Below are 17,184 nucleotides of genomic sequence, written 5' to 3' on the forward strand. Positions count from 1 at the left end.
GTCATGAAGATCGAAGAGAAGGACTACGAAGCATTTCACGTTTCCGTTAACCCGGTGGGTGTGATGACTGTGGCGATCGACGTTCCCCAGCGACCCATGAATGTGTTCACGCACGTTGTCATGGACGAGCTCGACTCGATTGTGAGCGAAGTTGAATCACGTTCAGATCTGCGTCTGGTTGTCTTCCGCAGCGAGAAGGAGAGCGGCTTCTTGGCGGGAGCTGACGTTCGGGATGTCGCCGATATCCGCAGCCCATCGCAGGCGGGCCGTTTGATTGATGCGGGGCAACAACTGTTTCACCGGATCGATCATCTCAAGACACCGACCTTGGTGGTGATTCACGGACCTTGTATGGGAGGTGGTCTGGAATGGGCACTGGCCTGCGACTACCGGATCGCCCGTGACAACAGCAGCACGAAGATCGGCCTGCCTGAGATCAAGCTCGGAGTGATCCCGGCGTGGGGTGGCACTCAGCGTTTGCCACGACAGGTGGGATTGGTCCAGAGTCTCGGGATGATCTTGCAGGGCAAAGCGGTGTCGGCACATCAAGCTGGCAAGATCGGATTGATCGACCGCGCCCTGTCGCCGGACGACTGGGAGCATGGAGTCGATCGCTTCATTGACGACGTGTTGCAGGGTAGGGTCCGCACCAAATTGCCACTGCGAAAGCGGGTGGCGAGACTGCTCGAATTCAGTAAGCCGGGGCGGATGTGGATTCTCCGTTCCGCCCGCGCCAAGATCCGTGACAAGGCCGAACAGTACCCGGCCCTGCCCGCTGCGATTCATGCCATCGAGACTGGATTGCAGAAACAGGGTGCGGGGTATGTGACCGAGCGCAGCGAGTTTGTCAAACTGCTGGCCACACCGACCTGCCGTAATCTGCTGAACCTGTTCTTTGCCCGGGAATCGGCGCGGAATATCAAGACGTGGGCGACGCAGACCGATCGCGCCGACATCCACTTTCATGAGATACGCCGAGTGGGTGTCGTTGGCGCGGGCGCCATGGGAGCAGGTATCGGCCAGTTCGCTGCCACGCGGGGGTACGACGTGGCTTTTCGTGAGGTCGACGAGTCGGCAGCCCAGCAGGGCCGCACCCGAGTCGAAAAACTAATGAGCAGCTTTGCCGATCGAAACCGCTTGGACTCCGACCAGCGACGGGAGCTGAACAATCGCATTGTGATGTCGACCGATGACGATGCCATCGTACTGTGCGATCTCGTGGTGGAAGCCGCCGTTGAACGCGTGGATGTTAAGCAGCAGATCTTTGCTCGGCTCGATCGGTTGGTCGCCACGGACTGCATTCTGGCAACGAATACTTCTTCGCTTTCAGTGGATGCCATCGCGACGGCGACGGACAGTCCTGAGCGGGTCGCGGGACTGCACTTTTTCAATCCGGTGCATCGGATGGAGTTGGTCGAGGTGGTGCGGGGAGAACGCACCAACGACGATACGATCACGCGATTGGTTGCATTTGTCCGCTCACTCGGCAAGACACCGATCGTGACCAAGGACGCTCCTGGGTTCCTTGTCAACCGAATCCTATTTCCATATCTCGGAGAGGCGATTCTGATGTCTCGCGAGGGCTACCCAGCGACGGAGATCGATCGGGAGTTGCGTCAGTTTGGGATGCCGATGGGGCCGCTGGAACTCGTCGATCAGGTGGGCGTGGATGTTGCCAAACACGTTGCGATGTCGCTAGGTGGCGTGATCACAGGGCTCGATGCTTCTGTCGACGAGCTAACGGAAATGGTCCAACGGGGTGACCTGGGAAAGAAATCAGGCAGTGGATTCTATCAGTATCGCGATGGGAAGGCCGAGCCAGCGGATGCCCGGTCTCACTCACAGGCGGTTGCCTCGCAACCGGGTGATGGTTTTTCCGACGATGGTCTCACTGCGATCCAGCGACGGTTGGTTTACCCCATGCTGCGTGAGGCGGTGCTCTGCAAAGAACAGGAGATCGTTCGAGAGGACTGGATGGTCGATCTCGGCATGGTGCTCGCAACCGGTTTTGCACCGCACCGAGGCGGTCCTTTACGCGTGATCGATGGAGTTGGCGCCCGCGTGGTACACGAGAATTTGAAACGCTTGCAGGTCGCCTTCGGGAAGCGATTCGCACCACCCCATACGATCGCCGCAATGGCCGAGACGGACCAGCGTTTTTATGTTCGAGAGTGTACCGAGGCGGATGCCTCGAAACAGGCGGTTCGCCCTGACGAGTCCTCTTCCCCTAGGAGCCCACGATGAGTATCGATTTTCGCAGCAAGCCATCGGCGGAGTCGACTGCCTCCGCTCCCGCTGGAACCGAGACCCCGTGTTCGGAGAAGCCAGGTTCAGGCAAGCCAGGTTCAGGCAAGCCAGGTTCAGAGAAGCCAGTGAAGAAAGACTCGTTTGCCGAGGTCGCTCTGAGATTGGGTGGCGCTTCGGCCGATGAAGCCAAACGCACGGGCGTTCTCGATACGGCTGATGATGAAGTCGAGTCGCTCTTTGCGCCTCGTTACCAAACCGTCAATAGCCCGGTGCATCGGGCGGTGTGGGAGAAACAAAATGATACCGCTCTGTTTGCATCCGATCCGCTGCACCCATCCCCCACTGTATCGCTCGTTGTCGACCAGTCTTTGACCATCGTTCGCAAACATCGCAATGAAGGCACCCTGTTCGGTGTCGACGGAAAAATTACCAGCAGGGTTCTGGCTGAGTTGGGCTCGGTTGGCTACTGGGGTCTGTTGGTGGATCGCCAGTACGGCGGCAGTGGCGCGACGATGCGAGAATTTGCCGACATGATCACACGCATGGCCACGATCGATCCCACCGTCGCGGGGCTGGCGTCGGTTCATGGCTGTATCGGCGCGGTCGACCCAGTTCGCTCGTTCGGCAACGAGGAACAGAAAACGCGATTTCTACCCAAGCTTGCTGACGGGCGAACTCTCTCTGCGTTCGCGCTCACCGAACCCGGTGCCGGTAGCGACCTGACGGCGTTGCGGACGACGGCCGTTCTCGACGGTGACGAATACGTCGTCAACGGCGAAAAACTTTTCATCACCAACGCTATCCCAGGGCGGACGATCGGATTGGTCTGCAAAATTGAGGGTGAGCCGAGTGCCTTGATTGTCGATTTGCCTCGCGAAACGGACGAGTCGTTTTCGATACGTGAGTACCAAATTTACGCGCTGCAACGAGCTCACAACAACGGTTTGGTTTTTCGTGATTTCCGTGTTCCCAAGGAGAATCGCCTCGAACCCAATCACGGGGATGGACTAACGATTGCCTACCATGGTCTGAACTTGGGACGCGTGTCGCTCTGCGCGAATGCTGCTGGGGCGATGCGGTGGATGCTTGCTGAGATGTTGCCATGGGCGGCGTACCGGGAAACCTATGGACTGCCGATTGAGCGGCGAGAGTTGGTCCGCCGTCGCGTTGGCCGGCTGGCGGGAATGATTGTCGCCTGTGATGCGCTTTCGGCCTGGTGTTCGGGACTGCTCGACCAAGGGTACCGGGGAGAAATGGAGTGCATCATCGCTAAGATTTTCGGCAGTGAGATGCAGAAGGAAGCAGCGATTGAATTGTTCATGAAAACGCATGGCGGACGATCGTTCCTGCAAGGTCACCTGTTCGGTGATAACGTCCACGATTTCCTCGCACCCTGTATCTACGAGGGCGAGGGCGAGATGCTAGGCATGGCGTTCTTCAAATCGATGGTCAAACATCACGGCAAAGAGTTCTTTGAACCGATCGGTCAGACGCTCCATGAGTTGGGCGTGAAGTCACCCAATCCACTTAACCCGACCCACGTCTGGGCATTACGCCATCCGATGGCGAAATACGCCCACTGGTCACTGGGACAATGGCTGCGACCGGCGCACTGGACCCATGATCGCCTGGCCGACTCTGATCTGCAGGGACACGTTGAGTTTGCACGGCGGTATCTATCCGCGAGCGGTAAGGAGGTCAGTGCGACGATGCGCAAGTATCAGTTGAAACTCGCCGATCGTCAGTGCCGGATGTCTGCCCTGTCGCTCGACATTCAATCCGCCGTGGTGATGTTGGTCACGAGTCTGTATGCCGGTCGCAGTGAAGATGCCACTACCCGAGCGGCGGGCGACACGATCTGCCGCGAGCTGCGACGGAAAATGGAAGGCGGCCGAGCGACGGATGACGAATTTCGACGGGCCACGCAGCTCGGTGCCACGATCAGCAAGCAGGGGTGGTCAGCGCTCGAAGGTGTGCAAGCAGGAAAGATCCTGATGCCCTATAAGGAAGACTCGGCCGCATGAAGTTTCGAGACCTGATTGCGTTTCTACCACCTTCGAAGCCGCTACCACGTCGCGAGCGTTCTGCGGTCGTTGCCTTGGGTGGGGGTGGCGCGAGGGGACTGGCGCACCTCGGTGCGGTCGAGGCGATCATGCAAACAGAGGTCTCTCCCCATCGCTTCGTCGGGGTCAGTATCGGTGCGTTGATCGGAGCGATGTGTGCGATCGACACCAATATCCGCCGTATCCAATCCCGCGTGACGGGATTCTTGACGTCGCCTGAATTCCGACGTCATCAAAGCCAGTTGTTCGGCTCGACTGGGGTGAATGACGAGTATCCTTCCACGGGCATTGTCGCTTGGTATGAGCGCGCCAGGTACCTCTATTCGGCTCACCGCCGCTTGACGCGTGCTGTCACGCAGCAGTCGCTCATGCCAGCTGCGATCCTGACCACGTCCATCGCCGAGTTGGTTCCCGATATTGAATTCTCCGACTTGACGACTCCTCTGAGTATCGTCGCTGCGGATCTACGCAGTGGGCACTGCGTGGTGATGGAATCGGGGTCACTGCGCAGCGCCATTGAGGCATCGATGGCGCTGCCCGGGATCTTTCCTCCCGTGGAACGCGATGGGATGTTGTTATGCGATGTCGGTGTGGTGGATTCGATCCCCAGCACGGTGGCGAGTGCGTATGCGACGGACCTGACCATTGCCGTGGACATTGGACAGCACAACGCACGGATCGAGAGTTTTGACACAGCCCTGGACGTGATGATGCGGGTTCAAGACATCGGCGAACAGATTCTCCGCCGCGAGAAGTCTCAGTGGGCCGACATCCATATTCGTCCCGATCTTGCGGAGGTTGCTTGGTTCGATTTTCGCAACCCTGAACGGCTGATCGATCGGGGGCGTGCGGCGGCCTGGGAACAACTCGCCCGCCACCGATTCCGCCGCGTCGAGGACATGCCAGCCGAGCGATCCAATGCCCTATGTGGGTGACGTGTCCGTTCGGGCACATGCCTGCTGGAGCGATATCGCACACGGCTAGCGTGATTGACTACAACCGTGTGCTTGTCACACGCTGAAGCGACGCAGGGATATGAGTAACCCGCGGCATCGCTACGCGTTCCTCTGTCAGCTTGTCTGACAGAAAGCCAAGCCGATACACTTTGCTCTCAAGCGGGGCATGCCCACTTGGGAGCGGGTTGAACGTTCCGTTGTTTTAATCACAAAACGGGGATTCCTGTTAGGCAAGCCGAAAGGAGATTTGGTTTTGTCGGGAATCAACAGCTCGTCGCCTCCTGTCCTTTGACCACCAGTTTTCCTTTTCCGGAGGCGTTTTAGAGGATATCTGGTGGTTTGAGCGGAGCAAACACCACCGGAACAGCTGCCAAACGCAAGGATCAATCCCGAATGCGGGTGAAGATCACTCACGACGAGGTCTGCGACCCACTCCGGGGTCGACGCTCCATCTTCAACAAAATATCGTAGGTGGCGCTGCGCTGACCTACGGCTATTTTCTATCATCCCTTCGGGATACTTATGGGTGACGACCAGCTCGTCGCCTCGTTCACCACTTATTGATCGCGTGGTGCTACGATCACCGATTTTCAACCCATTTCCGAGCTCTACCCTGCAATGAATTCCCGATTCTGTTTCTGCGTTCTCATGATCGCAATCACCGTCTCTGTATTTCGCTCTGCCGAGGCGGAGTCTCAGCCGCCCAATCTCCTGATCTTGCTCGCCGACGACATGGGGTATGGTGATCTTGGTTGCACCCATAGCGATCATTTGCGGACTCCGAACATCGATGCGTTGGCGGAATCCGGGGTGATCTGTAGCGCCGCCTATGTCACCAGTTCGGTGTGTTCGCCGTCCCGGGCGGGATTGATGACCGGTCGCGACCCGCGACGGTTCGGCTATGAATCGAATTTGAACCAATCCGCGTCCGGCTATGGCACGCGGCCCGAACTCCTCGGGCTGGCCCCGACCGAGCACACGATCGGCGATCAACTGCATAGTGCTGGGTACGAGACCGCTTTGGTCGGAAAATGGCACCTTGGCGGGGGGCCTGGTTTTCATCCCAACCGGCGCGGCTTTGACTACTTCTGCGGGATGATTGTTGGGCATCACGATTACTTTCCTGATCCACAAAAGAACAAGCTCGAGCGGAATGGAGCGCCGCTCGAAGAGTTCAGCAGTCCTTACTTGACGGATTTTTTCACAGATGAAGGCATTGACTGGATCCAACAGCGAGAAGGCGAGGAGGGAACCCAGCGGAAACCGTGGATGTTGATGATGTCCTACAACGCTCCGCATACACCGATGCAGGCTCGGGAGGATGATCTCGCGCGATTCGAACATATCGAGAACCCTCGCCGGCGTACCTACGCAGCCATGGTATGGGCGCTTGATCGTGGCATCGGCCGGATTGTCGAGCATTTGAAGTCGACCGGCCAATACGAAAACACGCTCGTCGTATTCTTTTCTGACAACGGTGGTGCCACCAACAACGCCAGTTGGAACGGGCCCTACTCGGGAGCCAAGGGGTCGCTTCGTGAAGGCGGTGTCCGGATTCCCATGATTTGGTCTTGGCCGGGCCATTTGCCATCAGAGAGTACGCATCGGGGCGTCGTTTCGAGTCTCGATGTGTTGCCAACGTTCATGGCGGCGGCGGGGCAGGAATTGCTCCCTTTGAATGATCCGCCCTCGCATGAGGACGCGAGAAATCGACGTCGAGGTATCCGGCAATACGGTGCCTATGACGGGATCAATCTGTTGCCACAACTTGCTGGCGAGCAACCTGCTGCTCATCGCACGCTGTTTTGGCGTCTGCAAGGTCAGACGGCCGTTCGCGACGGCGAGGACAAACTGATTTCACTGTCACACCGCCCGGCTGAGATGTTTCAGGTGGATGTGGACGCCGCCGAGGCCGACGATCTCTCCCGCGAGTCACCTGAGCGATTTGAAGAACTCTACCGGAAACTCGGAGAGTGGGAGGTTTCGCTACCCACGGTACCGCTCTGGGGATCGTCTCCATTTTGGTCCGGCGAAAGCGCCGGAATATACGACTCCTGGCAACCCCGACCCGAGCCGGAATGAGCACAGGGCATCACCCGTGCTAGCAGCAGATGGGTGGGAGCGTAGATGAAGGCTGGCAATCCCACCATCAAAGCCGTTAGCCATGCCCAACCTGGCATCCAGGTTTGCGGCGCGTCGGCGCTCATGCCGTAGACATAGTTGACGTTGCGTGGTTGGTTGGCGAAATCCAACGCATCGCCCGGTGCAGGGAGGAGGAAGTATCCGATCAGCATCGCAGCCCACGCGGTCAGCGTCCACGCCCAAAACGCGCGCCGGTCGTAGCCGAGACGGTATACGATTACGAGCAGCAGGATCGGCAGCCAGAAGTGAAAAAACGACAGACCGCGGCCCATCAGTGAGATGTTGGGGTCGAACATGTAGTCCGTCATTCCTGTTAGCGGCAGGCCGACGAAATTTCCGAGAAAGTCGACCTGCCAGAGCAGTTGCGGCACGGCGATCCCCACCAATGCCATCGAGGCGAAGATCGACTTTTCGGTCCACACCGCCGCCAAGGTTAGGAACAGAGCGATGTCGCAGAAGTAGACGAAGTTGGTGGGACCGTACTCGATCCAGTAATACGGAACCAGGACCGCCATGAAAGCGGTGAATCCGATTTTCGCCACCAAGGCAGTGCGTTGCTTCGATCGAGTTTCGGTGGTCGATGTCATGAGAGGCACGTCCGTCATGGAGGAGTGGAAGCGAAAACCGCAAGAACGTTTCGCTGTTCTCACTGGTGACCGCTGACGGGGAAACACTGCGCCAGATCGCCTCAGTATTGCAAAAAAATCAACATGGATGTTGACCAAAGGAAACGTGGAGCATTCCTCGCGACTGTTGTGGTCGGCCACGTAGGGTGTCGTAAGTCTCGTGCCGGTAGTGGTTTAGAGGCTGTTGAGTGTGTCTAGGGGGAGCCGGTGAGGAGAGCGGGCACGGCGAATGCACTTAGGGCGTGCGAGGCGGCTGTTGGTCACCGTGTGAGCCGACTCGGTTTTCGCTCCGCCGTCTGTTGTTTATCCCCGGTCTTTCGCCATCCTATGCACGTCGTCAAGCTAGCCGAACTCGCCGCCGTGATGACTCACCACGGACCCGCTCTGTTGTACCGTCACGCGAGCGTGTCGCCGGAGGCTGTCAATTGCTATTGGACGGCATCGCGCCAACGATTGGAACTTTGGCACCAAGCATTGATTCGATTTCAACGAGCCAAGGACGACGCCGATTCCAGTCGAGTTCAAGAGTGGTGGCAGGACCATATCGGCGTGGTCGAAGAAATCTTGGCGAGTGAGCTACTGACTCGCGTGATGGCTGCGATTGCCGACGGCAGTGACCGAGCCAGCGGTCGTGACGAGTTTTCTCCGATCGCCCAGGCCATCTATCTATCGCACTTGGAGGTTCGCAATCGAGTGCAGATGCTGCTTTTGGACCGCCGCGGGTGCAGTGTATCCGATGCGATGCGATTGAACCGACTCCGGCGTTTGGTCGAGCGATGGATTGATGTTCTGATCGGTGAGCTGGCTTGCTACGACGAAGAGCTGCTGCGATATGGTGTCGATGAAGAGCGGACGCGGTGTCATGCCGACGACTCCGACGGGTTGGCGTCTTCGCCTCAGCGGCAAATGGTCGGGTGTTTGATTCGCGCATCGATGACGGATTCAATCCAGCGTCGGGTCGCGGAGCGGGCTTCACTGCCTCTCGCAAACCAAGCCGTTGCTGAGAGTGTTTTATTGATGTTGCGTCCCGAGATGTTCGACAGCGTCGGTGTATTGAAGTCGCTCTGTTTGCACAGGATCGAAAATCAAGCCACTCGTACCGATCAGATGATCGATGACTACCTGCGTCCCAATCTCGACGACTCGCCTACTGCCTCGGCGATTGACACCGTCAATGACACCGCATGGGCGCAGTGGTATCGGTAAACCGTTAGGCAGGGGCGAACCCACGTGGGATTTTTTTTAGCTCGAGCGGTATTGGGGGACAAACATGCCGCAGCATTGGAATACACTGCTGGCTGTATGTTGACGCTTCACACCTCCTGTGCACCCGCTCATTGATTCTTAGTGCGAGATGACCGGCCGAAAATCACGACGAACGCGAGTGGCCCTGCCCGAGCAATTGCCTTTGGCTCGCCGCAAAAACGTCCAGCAAGCCGACGATCAGCTTTTGCCGCTATCGGATGCCGAGTTGCTCGATCTGCGAATGAGCGATCTCAGGCTGACCATTCGTGGCACGATTTTGGAAAAGCGCATTGCTCAGCTCAATGAGGAATTGGCTGCCCGAGGTTTGAAGTTCAAACCACACTTTTGGTTGAGTGAAGATTGGTTTTCGCCTGATGATGTGCCCGGCATCGCGATCCCATTCTATTTGGCTCACCGCCGCTTGGTGCGTTTGGAACGCAAGCAGTTACTCGACGTCGAGGGTGGTACGCATGAATGGTGTATGAAAATTCTGCGTCACGAAACCGGACATGCCATCGATACGGCATTTCGGTTGCGGCGCCGGGCGATTTACCGCAATGTCTTTGGGAGGTCGTCGGAACCTTATCCCGAGTCGTACCAACCAACACCCTCGAGCCGGGACTATGTTCATCATCTCGAGATGTGGTATGCGCAGTCGCATCCGCTAGAGGATTTTGCCGAGACGTTTGCAGTTTGGTTGCGACCGGGTTCGCGGTGGCGCGCTCGCTATCGCGAGTGGCCGGCGATCAAGAAACTCGAGACGGTCGATGAACTGATGAGCTCGATTCAAGGCAAAAAGCCCGTCGTCCGGTCTCGCGCGACCGTTGACCCGTTGTCGCGACTGCGTAAGACTCTGCGGACCCATTACCAACGCAAACGTGCGCACTATGGAGTCGATTTGCCGAGCGTGTATGACGGCGATCTGCGGCGTCTTTTTTCGGCAGATCCTGCGCATCGACGCAACATGACCGCAGCCGCATTCCTGACCCGCATTCGCACCGAGTTGCACCGAACGGTTTCCAAATGGACGGGCCAGTATGCCTATACGATCGACCAGGTCGTTCAGGAGATGATCGAGAGATGCCGTGAGCTGAATTTGCGTTTAGGTGGACCGATCGAGGAAGTCAAACGGGACGCGATGATCTTGGTCGCAGTTCGCACCACTAATTTTTTGCATGAGGGAGGCCATCGTGTCGCCATTTGAACACCGCCCCCACTTGAGGCCGATATGAGCAAACTGCGCGTATTGGTATTGGTTCGGGACGGCCACGTGCCTCCTGAGTCCCTCCACGGAATTGATGAGAAGGAGTGGGGAGCATGGAAGGCAGAGTTTGATATCTGTGAAACCCTGCGTGGGCTCGGTCACGAAGTGCTGCCGCTCGGCCTCTACGATGATTTGGGACCGATCCGGAAAGCTCTCAGAGAGTTTGAGCCGGACATCACCTACATGCTGCTCGAAGAATTCCACGGAGTGGTGACCTACGACTTCGCGGTGATCAGTTATCTCGAATTGATGCAGCAGCCCTACACAGGCTGCAATCCACGGGGGTTGCTATTGAGCAAGGACAAGGCGCTGTCGAAGAAAATACTTGCCTATCACCGAATCCCAACGCCTCGGTTTGCTGTTTTCAAGCAGGGCCGTGCGGTCCGGCGTCCCAAGCGGCTGACCTTTCCGCTGTTCGTCAAATCGGTGACTGAGGACGCGTCGTTCGCGATCTCGCAAGCTTCACTGGTCCACAACGACGAGGCCTTGGCCGAGCGTGTTGCGTTCGTCCATGAGAAAGCAGACGACGATGCGCTCGTTGAACAATACATCGACGGACGCGAAATTTACTGTGGAGTACTCGGCAATGATCGTTTGGTTTGTTTCCCCGCGTGGGAAATGGATTTTGGTAGCATGCCCGACGACGCCGCCCCGATCGCGACGAGCCGTGTGAAGTGGGATCTCAACTACCAGGAGCGACATCAGATCACCACGCACGCGGCCAAGGACCTCGATCCAGCGATGGAGCAGAAGATCGCCAAGCTGTGCAAGCGAACCTATCGCGCCCTCAGCATGAGCGGTTATGGCCGCATGGACCTTCGTTTGACGCCGGGTGGAGAGATTTTCGTGATCGAAGCCAACGCCAACCCGAATATCGAGTACGGCGAAGATTTCGCGGAGTCCGCTGAGGCCGCAGGAATCTCCTACGAAGCTTTGATTCAACGAATCCTCAACCTCGGGCTCAACCACAAAGCAGCCTGGATGGCCTGAGGCCAGCCAGGGCTTGGCTGGGGGCTCACTCGTGGTTGGGGGCTCACTCGTGGCGGAGGGCGTCGATTGGGTTCATGCGGGCGGCGCGGATAGCGGGATAGAGACCGCTACCGAGCCCCACGGCAACGGCGATGAATACGGCCAGTGGGATGGTTTCCATCACGATCGTGGGTTGAGAATCACGGATGGCACTGGGCAATACCGCGAACTGTTCCGGGAAGCCCTGTTCGATCATCAGCATCGCCCCGCGGTAAAGTGGTGGTCCAGCGAACCCGAGTAAGATTCCGAGTGCGGCTCCGGCGAATGAGAGCAAGATCGTCTCCACAAGAAACTGCCGCACGATATCACGCCGCCGAGCTCCAAGAGCACGCCGGATCCCAATTTCCCGGGTCCGCTCGGTGACACTGGCGAGCATAATATTCATGATCCCGATGCCGCCCACGAGCAGCGAAATGCAGGCGATTAAAACGCCGATCCCTAAAAACATCAGTCGCAGGTTTCGCGCTTGCTCGAGCAGTTCGAGCGGCACGACGACAGCGATGTCGCCTGCCTCTTGATGCTTCGGGGCCAAAATGTCCTCGATCACCTTGGCGGTCGGACGCACTTGGCTGACGCGCTGGACCTGCATCGTGATCTGGTTGAGTTCCATGATCTCGATCTGAAACTGGCCGCTTCGCCGAGTCACGATCGTATCCCCGATGCGCTTCTGCATGGTTTCGATCGGAATGTAGACGTCTCGATTAAAGTCTTGGGAATCGAGCGAACCACCGATAGCTGCCGAGGCGCTGCGTGATTCGAGCACTCCGACGATGCGGTAGTAGTCGGTATGCTCGGGAACGTAAATACGTTTCCCTACCGCATCTTCGAAGGGGAACAGTTTTTCAGCGATACCCGCAGCGATGACGCAGACGTTCTCTGCACGAGCGCCGTCAGCATCGGTGAGGAATCGCCCGCCTCGCTTTCTGAGTTCTAGCTGGTTGACGGTTTTGTATCCGGGCGTGCACCCGACGAGCCGTCCGGACGCGAGTTCATCGCCGTGCGTGAACTGTCGTTTGATTTCGCGAATCGGGATCGCCCGATCAATCATCGGGAGGGTCGCGACGATTTGGTCGAATTCGCTGCGTGACAATCCGTATTTGGATGCGTCGGAACCGGCGAGTTTTTCTTCGGGTGGCTTGACCGAGCGGACGATGATCGTGGTCGCACCGAGCGATTCGATCTGCTTTTGCACTTGGTCACTAGCGCCCTGGCTGATGGCCGTCAAAACGATCACCGACCAGACCCCGATCAAGATGCCGAGCATCGTCAGGCCGGTGCGAAGAGGGTGCAGCGTCAAGCTCTTGACGCCCATGCGGATTGTTCGCAACCACATTAACATTGGTCAACGGCCTTCATGAGAGTCCTTGTTTGTTTTTAACCGCGAGCGCTGCGGCGGCTTGAAGCTCACGGGCGGATTGGCGTTGCTCGTCGCTAACGGGTTCATCGCTGTGCAGCATCCCATCTTTGAGTCGGATGATCCGGCGAGCTCGTTCGGCAACGTCGTCCTCGTGAGTCACCAGGATGATGGTACGACCTTCCCCATTGAGTTGATCGAAGAGGGCCAGGATCTCGTCCGTCGTGACACTGTCGAGGTTACCGGTCGGTTCGTCGGCCAGGATAAAGTAGGGGTCGTTGACGAGACTGCGGGCGATCGCGACCCGCTGCTGTTGTCCACCGGAGAGTTGATTGGGTCGGTGATCGAGCCGGTCGGCCAACCCCACGCGTTCGGCCAAGTCGACAGCGCGAGCATACTCCTTGGGACCGAGCAGGCCTTGGTAGTAGAGTGGGACTTGAATGTTCTCAACGACGGTGAGCTGCTGGATCAGGTTGTAGGACTGGAAGACGAACCCGATCCGACGGCTGCGAATATCCGCCAATTGGTCGTCTGTCATCAGACTGATATTGTCTTTCCCGAGCATGAGACTGCCCGATGTCGGTTGGTCGAGGCAACCGAGCATGTTCAGCAGCGTACTCTTGCCGCTGCCCGACGGACCCATGATGGCGACATAGTCGCCCTGAGGAACGTCAAAGGAGACGCCACGCAGAGCCCGGACGGTCTCGCTCTTGAGAACGTATTCTTTGGTCAGGGCATCAATGCGCGTAGCGAGCTTGGCGGTCGAAGTCGGCTTTTCAGCAGCGGGCGAGGCGGTAGGAATGGGCACGTCGGGAGATATAGGCACAGGTGCTGGCGGATTGGAATGCAGCAGGAAATTTTTCATGCGGCCGGTTGATCGGATTTTTCGGCTTTCAGATCCGCCGTTTCCTTGGCATCGCCCCGGTTCGCTGCGGGCGTCGATTGGACACCGGGCTGAGCGTCACCTCGCGGGGCATTCTCGGACATGTTGTCCTTGGCGGCGGCAACCGATCCCGGCCGACGAATCATGTCGCTGTTGTCCTCGGCTTCGACCTCCGGCAAATTCATCAGCGACAGATGTTGACGAAGATTCAGCACGGCTTTCTCGCCTGGGTTAAGCCCCTCGGTGATGCTCGCCATGGTGTCGTTGGTAGCCGAGATCTCCACTTCGCGAGTTTCGAAGCTTTGGGCTCCTGTTTGGACCAACGCGAACATGTTTTTATCGTGTTCGTAGACAGCCTGGATAGGGACCTGTATCGCCTCGGGAATCTGTTCGACGAACACCTCGACGGCGGCAGTCATGCCGGTGCGAATGTGATCAGGTGGATCGGTGATTTCAACGATCACCCCGTACTCTTTAATCGATGAGCTGAACCAGCTGCCTGGTTCGGCATAGCGGTTGACTTTCGCGACGTGCCCCTTGAGCATCAGAGACGACAGGGCATCGATGCGAATCTTTGCAGGCATGCCTTTTTCAAGCAGCGTGATGCGAGATTCATTCACGTTGCAGCGAACTTGCATTTTGGTTGGGTCGGGCAAGCGGATGAGTGTTTGGCGTTCACGGACGACCGCGCCAGCTTCGACAACGAACTCCGAATCGCCGCGGCGGCTTTGTTTATTGGCATGCACGACCACGCCATCGGTCGGCGCCACCATCACGCAACTCGCAATCTGCTGCTCAATCTGCTTGTACTCGAGCTTTTCCTCGGAGAGTTTTTCGCGGGCCGCGGTCAAACCAGCCTTCGCTGCTTCGATATCACTATCGAACTGCACAAGCATCTTCCGCTTGGTCAGATCTTGGAGTACCCGGAGCCGACCTTTCGCCGCATCGAGTTGGTTTCGTGTATTGGCGAGAGCAAACTTGTCCGCCTCGAGTTGAAGTGAATTGACGAGTCCCTTGGCGACGAGTCGCTCGCTACTCTCGAGTGCGAGTTGAGCCTTCCGCATCTCCTGTTCGGCGATCGCCATCTCACTGAGGATCGCTTTCTCTTCAGTTTGAAACAAACCTTCGAGGTATTCTTCCCGAGAAATCGTGGCCTGTTCCAACAACGCATCTGCCGTCGCCACAGCGGCTTCTGCGGTGATCACTTCGAGCCGATTCTCTTTTAACTCAATTTCGAGATTGGACGAATCCAACTCGACGAGCTTGTCGCCTGTGCGAACGTGGGTCCCTTCATCGATGACCCACAAAATTGCGGTGCCCGTATTGCCGCGAGACTCAATCTCGCAAACCACTTCCGTATTGCTGCTACTCTCGATTTCACCCTGCTCGACGATAGTGTGGTCAAACGAACCCTGCGTGACCTCACTGATGAGCAGGTCGTCAGGCGAAATCAGCGTTTGCTGTGTCTGATAGGTATCGTAAGCGTACCAACCGGCGCCACCGAGAATCGCCAACACCACGAGCAGGATCGTTTTCGCTCCGCCGCGACGGGCGTGGGTGGGTGGGCGGAAGCGGGGCGAGATGACGGGATGCATGGTGAAGTGGTGGGGAGAGAGGGGAGGGGCGAGCATGCGAGGAATCCTGGTCGCTCGATATCGATGGACCCGATCGAGTTCTTTCTTGGGTCGAGTGACGGGCCGACACCTGCGGTGGGATGCGACGACGGCAGCAGCAAACCACTCATTTCGGCCACAGTGTTCCTCGCCGGGACCGCAGCCTGGTTGAAACCCCGGACCGCGTTGAACCGATCGGTGGTTTCTACGAAACTCGATTGAAAAATATCACTCAAATATCGCGGGAAGCCAGTAAGGTTGCTCGAACTTCCCTTAAGCGATGTTTCTGGAGTGGTGGGTTCCGAATATTCGCTTAGGCATCCCAGTAGCGGTCGGCGTCAACGCTTACCTCTGCAGGTAGTTTAGCTTGCAATTGCGCGGGATCGAGCGCGAATTGGGCATTGATCTCGACTTTTACGCCCGTGGCGACGCTGCCGCCCGCATCTTCGATCCAGGCCCGGTGCAAATCCACCATTGCCTGTCGGGCTAGGGTCGGCGTGTCCGCCTCGGCGCCGTCCGCATTTTTGACAGGAGCAAATGCCTTGGCCGGTTCTACTTCACAGATAATGGTCTGTTCCGCCGCTGGCAGGAGGTCGAAGATGAACTTCTCGAACTTGGTCGCATTGGGCGACGAAGGCTCGACGAGGTTCGCGTTGGCGTCCAGGTAAGGCACCTTCTTGCTGGCCCGGTGAAAGGGAAGTGACGTGCTGCTGTTTCGTTCACGAGCGAGAAACGCGATGTCGAACAGGTGCACGGCAATGCTGCCGGCCCACAGTTTCAGGCCGCCGCTCTCGTCGGTCATCTCGGCGGCCTCATCTGGCAGGTCGCTGTACTCGATCACATGGGTGCGACCATCGACTTCAACAACATTGCCAACTTTCTCAGTCGGGTAGCGTTTACGAATGACCTGCGACGTCATCTCGCTGCTTGAGAGCAGATGGTGCCCAATGAATTCGGGATCACAGAGGGTGACGAGTGGATTGTCGACTTGGAAATAGAACAGGTGCCGATGCCCTGCTGCGTGCATGCGATCCAAGCAACCATGACGGGCGAGAGCCGTCAGGGTGCCGCCGTGGCCGTCGGGGCTCAGCGCGAGTGAGTCCTGTTCGGCGAGCAGCAATTTTCCCGACGCTGCATCGACTGCCGGCATGGTACCCTGCTTGAAGATCACGACCTGATCACGATCGATCCCGAAATAATCGTTCGCTTCGAAATAGTCGCGTGTGGGAGCATCCGTCGCGTCGCTGGTCATGATGTACCATGGGATCGTCACGCCGTAGCGTCGACCAGTCGCGATCAAGCGATCCGCGAAGATTTGGAACAGGGTGCGTTCGCTGATCGGCCCGATGGGGAACATGCCCTTGGGCGAGTCAAAACCGAGCCGAGTGCCCTGCCCACCCGCGACGAGAACGACAGCGATTTCACCGGCGCGGAGAGCTTCCTCACCGCGCTGGCGAGCATCGGCAACCGACCAGGGAACGCCGCTACCATCGGCCGAAACGGCGAGCGGTAGCGTGGCACCGCGCGCCATCGCGGCGTAGTCGGTAGGCTCTTCGGCGCCGCTGACCAAATCGGCGAGCTCGGCTAAGTCGATGGCTTGAACTTGTGCGGCGAGCTGGTCACGCGAAGCGGAGTCCAGTTCGTCCCAATACCGCAGAATGTGCGTCTGATCATACGGTGCGAGGAGGGCGGTGAGTTCGTCGCGAGTGGCAGTCATGATCGAATCGGAGGTATGAAAGGGAGCGGACGGATGCGTTCGCGG

11 protein-coding genes and 1 pseudogene are annotated in these 17,184 nt (G+C 57.9%); 7 read left to right on the top strand and 5 right to left on the bottom strand.

Annotated elements, in window-relative coordinates; genetic code table 11:
* Positions 1-3 precede the first annotated feature (3 nt).
* The 4 genes and pseudogenes from CA85_RS21325 to CA85_RS25860 form a co-directional block, all read left to right on the top strand.
* A complete protein-coding gene (locus tag CA85_RS21325) occupies positions 4-2,244 on the top strand; it encodes a 3-hydroxyacyl-CoA dehydrogenase NAD-binding domain-containing protein (protein ID WP_146393391.1) in 2,241 nt (746 codons plus the stop codon).
* Entirely contained in the window at positions 2,241-4,271 is a 2,031-nt protein-coding gene (locus tag CA85_RS21330; protein ID WP_146393392.1) for an acyl-CoA dehydrogenase family protein, read from the top strand. Before CA85_RS21325 ends, CA85_RS21330 begins: the two co-directional genes overlap by 4 nt.
* Positions 4,268-5,245, top strand: a complete 978-nt coding sequence (locus CA85_RS21335; RefSeq protein ID WP_146393393.1) for a patatin-like phospholipase family protein — start codon at positions 4,268-4,270, stop codon at positions 5,243-5,245. Before CA85_RS21330 ends, CA85_RS21335 begins: the two co-directional genes overlap by 4 nt.
* Before the next feature lie 669 nt (positions 5,246-5,914).
* A pseudogene (locus CA85_RS25860) lies at positions 5,915-6,913 on the top strand (sulfatase-like hydrolase/transferase); the annotation flags it as partial.
* A 308-nt stretch (positions 6,914-7,221) separates the two neighbouring features.
* Here the strand turns inward: CA85_RS25860 and CA85_RS21345 are convergent.
* Positions 7,222-7,995: a hypothetical protein gene (locus CA85_RS21345; RefSeq protein ID WP_246113047.1), complete on the bottom strand. Its 774-nt coding sequence runs from the start codon at positions 7,993-7,995 to the stop codon at positions 7,222-7,224.
* Between the two features lie 366 nt (positions 7,996-8,361).
* Between CA85_RS21345 and CA85_RS21350 the strand changes: the two genes are divergently transcribed.
* The 3 genes from CA85_RS21350 to CA85_RS21360 all read left to right on the top strand — a co-directional run bounded on the left by CA85_RS21350 (position 8,362) and on the right by CA85_RS21360 (position 11,533).
* Entirely contained in the window at positions 8,362-9,240 is an 879-nt protein-coding gene (locus CA85_RS21350; RefSeq protein ID WP_146393395.1) for a hypothetical protein, read from the top strand.
* A gap of 148 nt (positions 9,241-9,388) precedes the next feature.
* A complete protein-coding gene (locus tag CA85_RS21355) occupies positions 9,389-10,483 on the top strand; it encodes a putative zinc-binding metallopeptidase (RefSeq protein ID WP_146393396.1) in 1,095 nt (364 codons plus the stop codon).
* 24 nt (positions 10,484-10,507) lie between these two features.
* Positions 10,508-11,533, top strand: a complete 1,026-nt coding sequence (locus tag CA85_RS21360) for a D-alanine--D-alanine ligase family protein (RefSeq protein ID WP_146393397.1) — start codon at positions 10,508-10,510, stop codon at positions 11,531-11,533.
* Positions 11,534-11,576: 43 nt separating this feature from the next.
* Here the strand turns inward: CA85_RS21360 and CA85_RS21365 are convergent, their stop codons facing one another.
* The 4 genes from CA85_RS21365 to CA85_RS21380 form a co-directional block, all read right to left on the bottom strand.
* A complete protein-coding gene (locus CA85_RS21365) occupies positions 11,577-12,884 on the bottom strand; it encodes an ABC transporter permease (RefSeq protein ID WP_246113048.1) in 1,308 nt (435 codons plus the stop codon).
* Between the two features lie 40 nt (positions 12,885-12,924).
* Entirely contained in the window at positions 12,925-13,791 is an 867-nt protein-coding gene (locus CA85_RS21370; protein WP_246113049.1) for an ABC transporter ATP-binding protein, read from the bottom strand.
* Positions 13,788-15,404 carry an efflux RND transporter periplasmic adaptor subunit gene (locus CA85_RS21375; RefSeq protein WP_186775115.1) on the bottom strand — a complete coding sequence of 539 codons (1,617 nt, stop codon included), beginning with the start codon at positions 15,402-15,404 and terminating at the stop codon, positions 13,788-13,790. Before CA85_RS21375 ends, CA85_RS21370 begins: the two co-directional genes overlap by 4 nt.
* A 331-nt stretch (positions 15,405-15,735) precedes the next feature.
* Positions 15,736-17,139 (bottom strand): UTP--glucose-1-phosphate uridylyltransferase, encoded by a 1,404-nt coding sequence (locus CA85_RS21380; RefSeq protein ID WP_146393400.1) that lies wholly within the window; start codon positions 17,137-17,139, stop codon positions 15,736-15,738.
* Positions 17,140-17,184 lie beyond the last annotated feature (45 nt).

The sequence above is a fragment of the Allorhodopirellula solitaria genome (assembly GCF_007859855.1).
Classification (GTDB): Bacteria; Planctomycetota; Planctomycetia; order Pirellulales; family Pirellulaceae; genus Rhodopirellula; species Rhodopirellula solitaria.